Below are 8,014 nucleotides of genomic sequence, written 5' to 3'. Positions count from 1 at the left end.
GCGCAGCGGGTGCGCCGCGGCCCCCTGGCCAGCGCGGCGGACAGCTCCGCCGACGAGCCGTAGCCGAGCAGCACGGCCACCGGGCCGCGGATGCCGAGTTCATGCGGCACCTGCCGGTGTGCATCGGCCTCGATCAGCACCGGAGGCAAGTAGTTCCGGCCGCGCGGCACCCCGCCCGCGTACCGGAGCCTGGCGTCGCGGATCAGTTCGGTCAGCTGAGTGGTGACCTTGGTGCGGTGCGCCGCGCTCGGCAGCGGGCCCATGGTCACCTCCGGATCGCGCGGATCGCCAGCGACGACCTCGCCGAGCCGCTCCGTGAGCGCGGCGCTCACCTTCGTCACCAGCGGTGTCGGCACGAAGATTTGGCGCACCGCATGCGCAGGCCTGCCGGTCCACCTGGTGATCGAGTCGACGACATGGTCGATGAACAACTCGAAGGCCTCGGTGTCCGGCTCGGCGCCGAGACCGGCCACCGCCACTGCGCCGGAGCGCCCGCCACGCGGCACGAGTACCTCGTGCGGCGTCAGAATGGACTCGAGATCGCCTGTGCTACAGACGAATTGCAGTGCCCCCTCGGGCAGCTCCACGGCGCGCACTCGCTCGGTGACCGCAGCGAGCAGCGAGACGGTCAGCGGCGCGGGCCGGATCACGCACGGCCGCCCGGCCAGGAACGCGGACGCGAACCGGTCCAGGTAGGACAGGATGGGCAGTTCGTCGTCGAGCAGGTGCACCGCGGCCCCCGACCCGGGCACCGCCGCCCTCCTGGCCGCCGTCGAGCCGGAACGGTCCATGAATTCTGTTGCACCGAGCGATATCTGATTGCCCGCGGGCAGGTCACGCAGTCCGATGTCGGCGTAGCGGCGCAGCAGCGCACCCGCCGCCCTGACCTCGAGTTCGGTGTCGACCGGGCGCACCCCCAGATACAGCGCCCGCTCGGCGAACTCCGCCGCATGCCGCCGCAGGACTCGGGCAAGGTCCTTGAGCAACGCGGCCCGATCGTGAAATCCGGTGTCCCGCATTGCGGGAACGCCGGTGTCGCGGGCGTAGGACAGGGCGGAGGCCAAGGCATCGGGCGCGGCGGCTCCGTTGGACGGCCACCAGCGGCCGCACGCGAAGGAAATGCTCGCCCTCATAACTTGCGAAATTCTGCGTAGATCGCGGGCACGGTCGTCTCCTCGACCGCGCCGGGCAGCCGGATCGTCATCGCCGATTCCCGCAGCGCGAGCCGCTGCCAGCCGATCGCGAACGCGTCGCCGACCTCGGCACAGGTCAGATACGGCAGCCGCTCGAATGTCCTGGTGGGCAGCCCGAGTTCGGCGTAGCCCGCCACCACCGAGCGGGTCGCGGCGGCGCTGAGTTCCAGCATGAACACCGTCGCCCCGGTCCGGCAGGCCCGATGCAGTGCGGCGGCGTAGTCGGCCTGCGCCGCCTGCGGACAGACGTCGAAGAGACCGCAGTCGACGACGGTGTCGAAACGGTCCCGATAATCCGGCAGCGTCAGCGCGTCGCCGACGACGAAATCGACAGGCACCCCGGCGCTGACGGCCTTGGCTCTTGCCCGCTTGATCGCGACGGCGGAAATGTCAACGGCGGTAACCGCGTGTCCGAGTCGCGCCAGTGCCAGCGCCAATTCTCCTGTGCCACACCCGGCGTCGAGAACATCGCCGACGATGCGCTGATCCGCTGCGACGTCCGCGAACACCGGCTGGATGCGGCCGATGTCCCAGGATGCCCTGGACCCGATCGGGGTCCGTCCGGCATAGATCGCGTCAAAGGTGAGTAACCGCACCGATCTTCACGCTCCATTCGATAAGACGCTGTGCCGCTCGGCGTTGCGGAACGCCGAAGGGGTGCACGCGCAGCAGGTCTTGAACACCCGCAGGAAATGGCTGCTGTCCTGGTAACCGACCATGGCGCCGACCTCGTGGATCGACAGGGTGGTGTCACGCAGCAGCGTCTGTGCCTTCTTGATGCGCAACGTGGTGACGTAGTCGATGTACCGAGTTCCGGTGTGCTTCTTGAAGGTTCGGGAGAAGTGGAACCGGCTCATGTGCGCGGCGCGGGCGACGTCGTCCAGCGACAGAGTGCAGCGGGTGTAGTTGGCCGCGATGTACTTGATCGAGTCCTCGATCTGGGCCGACGCTACGCCGCGTTCCTCGTCGGCCGGGTTCGATTCGACCCCGATGGTGTCCAAACGCTCACCGAACCACCGCAATTCGTCGGTGAACCGGCGCACCGGCTCCGGCGGCCTTCCGTCGTGCAGGTCCTCGTCGGCGAACGCGGGCGAATACGGAATGACCACCGCATCGAGCCCGGCCATCACCAGACGCAGATGGTCGAGGGCGCGGGTGCCTCGCGATTCGTCGATCACCACGATGCCAACCGGCTTGCGGGCCAGGCAGCCGCGGTCCAATCGATCGAGCGCGTTGTTGATCGCGCTCGAACACGTGCTGTTGCGCACCTCCGCCACCAGCACGACCGACTGGGCAACGCCGACCGCGGTGCGCAGCGAGGACGCGGAGGGCGCCTGCTGCACGGCGGCGCCTGTCGCCACATACATTTCTTCGCGACCGATACCGACCTCGTGAGTCGTGCTCCGCAGCCAGGTCAGCACCCGGGCGACCCGGGGGCTCTCCTGCGGATGATCGCTGATCAGCACCGTTGTCGGGGTGCCTGCTTTCGGGCTTTCGGCCCTGTTTTCGGCTGTCGCGAATATCTGTGCTGGGTTGATGCCCCCAGTCCCGATGGTTCGGAGCCACATCTCGCTGTCGTCCACGCATCGAGTAGACCCCGCCCGCGCTGCACAGCCGCTGCACAAGCGTTGCAGCAACATACGCAGAGGCTGCAACGGTCGCTGCGGTGCTGGTCAGCGCCGTGTCGGTTGGCCGAACTCCCGCCGCCGCCGACGCGCGACGAGTGGCAATCGGACAGCTCTGCAACGGTTTTACCCGCCGAGGCACGCAGGATACCAGCGCGCCGAATGCCGGAGCGCCGCCAATCGCTATTCCGCATTCGTTGCTCCGAAATTCGACTTCGGTTGCGCTTACCCCTTAACCATTGCTCAGTCCACGCCATGCGACCGGCAACTCGTTGACGCTGCATCGGAAACTGCCGACGCTCTAATCACGAACGGCTACCGAAAAGAGAGCTGGCACATGACAATCACCGAATTCCATGCGACTCCTATTACCAGGCCCGACAATTCACGAAAGGGCGAACCGCCGCGTACCGATCCCGCGGAAGTGCTGCGTACCCAGAAATTGGTTGCCTCGTGCGTCAGCGGTAATCCGGCCGCATGGCGCGCGCTGATCGATGAATATTCGCCGTTGGTGGCGGCCATCACCCGCACCTTCCGCATGGCCACCCACGACCGTGAGGACGCGTTCCAGTCCACCTGGGCGAATGTGGTTGCCCACCTTGGTGATCTGCAGTCGCCGGAGCGGCTCACGGCCTGGCTGGCGACGACGACGCGGCGGGAGTGCCTGAAGCAGATCAAGCGCAACTCGCGCGACATCCCGATCGGGGACAGCGTCACCCTCGACACCCCCGACCACGAATCCGAGGCCACGGTCCACCAGGTGTTCCGCCGGGTCGCTGGCGAGGAGGTGCGCGACGCGTTCCGGCGGCTGCCCGACCGCGATCAGCGGCTGCTCGGCCTGCTGGTGTCCGACAACGCGCCCAACTACGACTCGGTCAGCGGATTGCTCGGCCTGCCACGGGGTTCCATCGGACCGCTGCGCGGCCGTGCACTGAACCGGCTGCGCGGATTGTTGCCCGAGTCGGCGACGATCTGGGTCGCCTGAGCGAGGTGTCTGCGTCATGACCAGCAGCTCCCTGTCGACAGTCGACGAGTACGAGGTCGTTGTCGTCGGTGCAGGACCGACCGGCCTGCTCACCGCCGCGTTGCTCGGCGGGTACGGGGTGTCCACCCTGGTGGTCGACCAGCACAGCACACCCGAAAACCGCCCTGACGGTGTCGCTCTCGACGACGAGGGCCTGCGCGCGCTGCACGCGGCCGGCGTCGGTGCGGCACTCGCGCCGTGGCTGCACCACGCGCCGGAGGTGGAGTACCGATCTGTCCGCGGGTACCGCCGGTGGCACCCGCCCGCCCATCGGCCGTACGGGCACCCACGGCTCGTCACGTGCAGGCAGTCCGACCTGGAGCGCGTGTTGCGGGACCGGCTTGCCTGCCTCGATGCGGTGGAAATCCGTTCCGGGGTCGACTATCTCGCCCACGATCTGGCAGGCGGCGCGATCACGCTGCTGCGTGATCCCGCGACCGGCGCCGATCACCGGGTCTTCTCGCAATTCCTGCTCGCCTGTGACGGCGCGAGCGGTCGCGTCCGCAGACAGCTCGGGCTCGACGGGTTCGGCGACACCGGCCCGGAATCGTGGTTGGTTGCCGACGTCCGCGACGACCGAGGCCTGGCAGGCACCCGAGGACGGTCCGCACAGCCCGCGGCCGCCATCGCGCTGCCGGAGGGATTGCGGCGCTTCGAAGTGCGCCTGCCCGCCGGCTATGAGCGCGCCGTCGCGCCACCGCTGCTGCCTGGCCTGCTCGCGCATCTGCTCGGCGCCGACCCACTCGACGTTGTCGATATCGCGGTGCAGGACAGGTTCTTTCGTGGCTCGGACTTCCTGCGTGAAGGCCGCGTGTTCCTGCTCGGCACGGCCGCACACGTGATTCCGCCGTGCGCGGGAGTGCCATTCGGCACGGATCTGCGTGACGCGCTCAATCTGGCGTGGAAGCTTGCCTTCGCGCTGCGCGGGACGCTGGCCGACGACATCCTCGACAGCTATCAACTCGAACGCGGCAGGCACGCGGCGCGGACCGCCGACTTCGCGGACCGAATGAACCGCTGGCTGCACGGTGCGCCGCGCGGCACCGGTCTGCGCCCACTGCGGCCAGGGCCCGCCTTCGACACCGGATTCTTCGACCGGACGGCCGGAGGTGGGCGGCTGTTCCCGCAACCCGCTGTTGGCGCGGGGCGGACCCGCCCGCTCGACGACGCCCTCGGCCAAGGGTTCGCGGTGCTTGCGCATGCGGGCAGCCGGATACCGGCGGCGTGGTGGCGAGCGCGGCTCGGCGACGACACGGTGGTGGCCCGAATCCGCCCGCAGCCGACCGACTTTCCGGTCGAGCCGGACGTCATCGTGCTCGACGACCCGACCGGGGCCTTGGTACGGGCATGTCAGGCGCACACCACCGACGACGCGCAGAGCATCGTGCTCCGTCCGGACCGGGTGGTGTTCGGCGCCTACCACGACATCCAAGTCGAGCAACAGCGCTTCGGATCGGCCCCGACCCGGCACAGCGCGGCACTGATCTGATCTTCGGCCTGCGCGGCAACGGCGCCGCGCAGGCCGAACTCTCAGCCGATCCGCAGCTCGTGCCGCTCCGGCTCGCTGGCCGCGACCATCTCGCTGCGCTCGACCACCTTGACCCGCTCGCGCTGCTGCGGCATGCCGATGGCCCGTTCATAGGCGTCGAGGCGATACCAGCCAGCCCAGGTGGTGAACGGAACCCGCTGCCCCGTCAGCCATTCCGTGACGGCGTCGGGATGCGGCTCGTCGGCGCGCGCGAAACCGGCGGCATCATCGAGCAGGCACGCGACGGTCTCGTTGGCATCGCCCTTGGTATGCCCGATCAGGCCGACCGGACCGCGTTTGATCCACCCGGTCACATACGTGGCGGGCAGGTAGCGGCGCGCCGGGTCCTCGGCGGCCGCGTCGAGCAGCACTCGGCCCGCTTCATTCGGCACCGTGCCGGTTCTCGTGTCGAACGGAAGCAGCGGAATATGCTGCGAGAGATAGCCGACGGCGCGGTAGACCGCCTGCACGTCCCAGTCTTTCGTCACGCCGGTGCCTTGCACATTTCCCGCACCGTCCAATTCGGTGCGTTCGGTGCGCAGGCCGACGACTTTCCCGTCCTCGCCCAGAATTTCGGTCGGCGACTCGAAGAAATGCAGGAACAGTTTGTGCGGGCGCGCACCGACATCGCGGATGGCCCACTGTTCCAAGGTGTTACAGACCATGTCGACCTGTTTGGAACTACGCCGAGCGCTTTCCGAACCCGCGTCGTAGTCGATGTCGGCCGGATCCACGATCACCTCGATGGTCGGCGAGTAATCGAGCTCGCGCAGCTCCAGCGGCGTGAATTTGGCCTGAGCGGGGCCACGGCGGCCGAACACGTGCACCTCGAGCGCCCGGTTGGCCTGCAGACCCGCATAGACGTTGGGCGGAATCTCGGTGGGCAACAGCTCATAGCCGGTCTTGGCCAGAATCCGCGCTACATCCAAGGCGACATTGCCGACCCCGAGCACCGCCACCTTCTCGGCGGTCAACGGCCAATCGCGCGGCACATCCGGATGCCCGTCGTACCAGGAGACGAAGTCGGCGGCGCCGAAGGAGCCGGCCAACTCGATGCCGGGAACGGTCAGTGCGCGATCGGCATCGGCGCCGGTCGAGAAGATCACCGCATCGTAGAAGCGGCGCAGCGTCGCCATGTCGATGTCGGACCCGTACTCGATGTTGCCGAGCAGCCGGACCTGCGGCTTGTCGAGCACCTTGTGCAGCGCGGTGACAATGCCCTTGATCCGTGGATGATCCGGCGCAACCCCGTACCGGATCAGGCCGAACGGTGCAGGCATCCGCTCGAACAGGTCAATGCTCACGGGCACAGCGGATTTCATCAACGCGTCGGCGGCGTAGATGCCCGCAGGGCCTGCACCGATGATCGCGATCCGCAGCGGGCGTTCGTCATTCATCAGTTCGTCCTTCCGATCTCGCCTCACGCGCGCCGAGGCACCGGAATGACATAGCGGCCGAAGACCAGGTCCCGCAGCACCTCGTCGCCGCCCTCCACGATCGACACGTACCGCACGTCACGCAGCAGCTTGGTGATCGGCAGCTCGTTGGTGTAGCCGAGGCCGCCGAACAGCGTCGAGCCGACACTGGCGATGTCCCAACCGGTTTGACCGCAGAACAGTTTCGCGGTGAGCGCGTTCTTCAACGTGCCGTGCTTGGTGAACACCGCGGCCGGATCCGGTCCGGTCATGATCCGGTCGTAGTCGCGGGCGGCCCGCAGGCAGTGGCTGCGCATGACCTCGATCTGCATCTCCATCTGGCCGAGCCGCTGCGCGAACACCGGGCTGTCCAGCAGGGTCGCGCCGCGCAGCGGCTTCTGCTTGGCGTAGGTCATCAGGTGGTCGCGGATGCGGCGCGAGATGCCGATCGCGGTGGCGGCGATCAGGATTCGGCTCGCGTTCAGTCCGATCTCCAGCAGCCGCAGCCCCGATCCGGCCAGCCGGTGAGTGGCGGGCACCCGCACACCGTCCAGCCGCACCTGATAGGTGTGCGAGGCACGCACACCGATGACGTCCCAGCGCTTGACCACCTCGACCCCCGGGGTGCCGCGCGGCACCAGCACCGCGAGGAAGTCCTCGGGATCCTCGGCGGAGCGGGCGATCACGACGAGGAAGTCGGCGAAATCGGTGTTGGTGGAGAAGAACTTCTCCCCTGTCAGCACCAACTCGTCGCCCGCGCGGGCGGCGACGGTGTCGATGCGGCCCAGTTCGCTGCCCGCCTCGCGTTCGCTGCCGAGGGTGGCGCAGAAGGTGCCGCCCGCCGCCATCGGCGCGAGGTAGGCGCGCTGCAGTTCCGGCGACCCGTACAGCTGTACCACGCTGGTGCCGAGGATCGAGATGAACAGCGTGAACGCGACGCCCGCGTCTCCGTAGGCGAGGTCGTCGACGATGCCGACGCTGTCTTCGAGTCCGATGCCGCGACCGCCGAGTTCGGTCGGCAGCCACCAGTTGGCCAGTCCGGTCTCCCGGAACCGCTCGTACAGTTCGGCGGGCTTCTCGGCGAGCGCGTCCAGCGCAGCGTGCTGACCGCTCAGCTGTTCTTTCACATACCGCCGAACGGCTTTCGTGTCTTCGGGCCTCAACTGTTGGTGTTCCATCACCTATGCCACCTCACTCACGGATGTCTCGTAGTCACGATCACCGGAGGC

The 8,014-nt window shown here is 68.0% G+C and carries 7 protein-coding genes; 2 read left to right on the top strand and 5 right to left on the bottom strand.

Annotated elements, in window-relative coordinates; translation table 11 throughout:
• The 3 genes from NA11_RS23770 to NA11_RS23760 form a co-directional block, all read right to left on the bottom strand.
• A partial coding sequence (locus NA11_RS23770) for an aldehyde dehydrogenase family protein (RefSeq protein WP_141717794.1) occupies nucleotides 1–1,133 on the bottom strand: 1,133 nt, incomplete at its 3' end.
• Nucleotides 1,130–1,789, bottom strand: a complete 660-nt coding sequence (locus NA11_RS23765) for a class I SAM-dependent methyltransferase (RefSeq protein ID WP_069164188.1) — start codon at nucleotides 1,787–1,789, stop codon at nucleotides 1,130–1,132. The genes NA11_RS23770 and NA11_RS23765, both read right to left, overlap by 4 nt.
• A 6-nt stretch (nucleotides 1,790–1,795) precedes the next feature.
• Nucleotides 1,796–2,776, bottom strand: a complete 981-nt coding sequence (locus tag NA11_RS23760) for a helix-turn-helix domain-containing protein (protein WP_069164187.1) — start codon at nucleotides 2,774–2,776, stop codon at nucleotides 1,796–1,798.
• Nucleotides 2,777–3,155: 379 nt separating this feature from the next.
• On the opposite strand from NA11_RS23760, the gene NA11_RS45775 reads away from it, so the two are divergent.
• Nucleotides 3,156–3,803, top strand: coding sequence for an RNA polymerase sigma factor (locus tag NA11_RS45775; protein ID WP_167837708.1), 648 nt, complete (start codon nucleotides 3,156–3,158; stop codon nucleotides 3,801–3,803).
• A 16-nt stretch (nucleotides 3,804–3,819) separates the two neighbouring features.
• Complete coding sequence (locus NA11_RS23750; protein ID WP_069164186.1) at nucleotides 3,820–5,331, top strand: FAD-dependent monooxygenase; 1,512 nt, start codon at nucleotides 3,820–3,822, stop codon at nucleotides 5,329–5,331.
• Between the two features lie 41 nt (nucleotides 5,332–5,372).
• Here NA11_RS23750 and NA11_RS23745 read toward each other — a convergent pair whose 3' ends face one another.
• Nucleotides 5,373–6,767 (bottom strand): FAD-dependent oxidoreductase, encoded by a 1,395-nt coding sequence (locus NA11_RS23745; RefSeq protein ID WP_069164185.1) that lies wholly within the window; start codon nucleotides 6,765–6,767, stop codon nucleotides 5,373–5,375.
• Between the two features lie 23 nt (nucleotides 6,768–6,790).
• A complete protein-coding gene (locus tag NA11_RS23740; RefSeq protein WP_069164184.1) occupies nucleotides 6,791–7,963 on the bottom strand; it encodes an acyl-CoA dehydrogenase family protein in 1,173 nt (390 codons plus the stop codon).
• Nucleotides 7,964–8,014: the final 51 nt, after the last annotated feature.

This window comes from Nocardia altamirensis NBRC 108246 (genome assembly GCF_001612685.1).
Classification (GTDB): domain Bacteria; phylum Actinomycetota; class Actinomycetes; order Mycobacteriales; family Mycobacteriaceae; genus Nocardia; species Nocardia altamirensis.
The sequence above is the reverse complement of the archived record's forward strand: the minus strand, read 5'-3'. Positions and strand labels throughout refer to the sequence as shown.

Bases quoted from the DNA above. Each gene is read 5' to 3' on its own strand.
- NA11_RS45775 (WP_167837708.1), top strand. From the start codon at position 3,156: ATGACAATCACCGAATTCCATGCGACTCCTATTACCAGGCCCGACAAT.
- NA11_RS23750 (WP_069164186.1), top strand. From the start codon at position 3,820: ATGACCAGCAGCTCCCTGTCGACAGTCGACGAGTACGAGGTCGTTGTC.
- NA11_RS23745 (WP_069164185.1), bottom strand. From the start codon at position 6,767: ATGAATGACGAACGCCCGCTGCGGATCGCGATCATCGGTGCAGGCCCT.
- NA11_RS23740 (WP_069164184.1), bottom strand. From the start codon at position 7,963: ATGGAACACCAACAGTTGAGGCCCGAAGACACGAAAGCCGTTCGGCGG.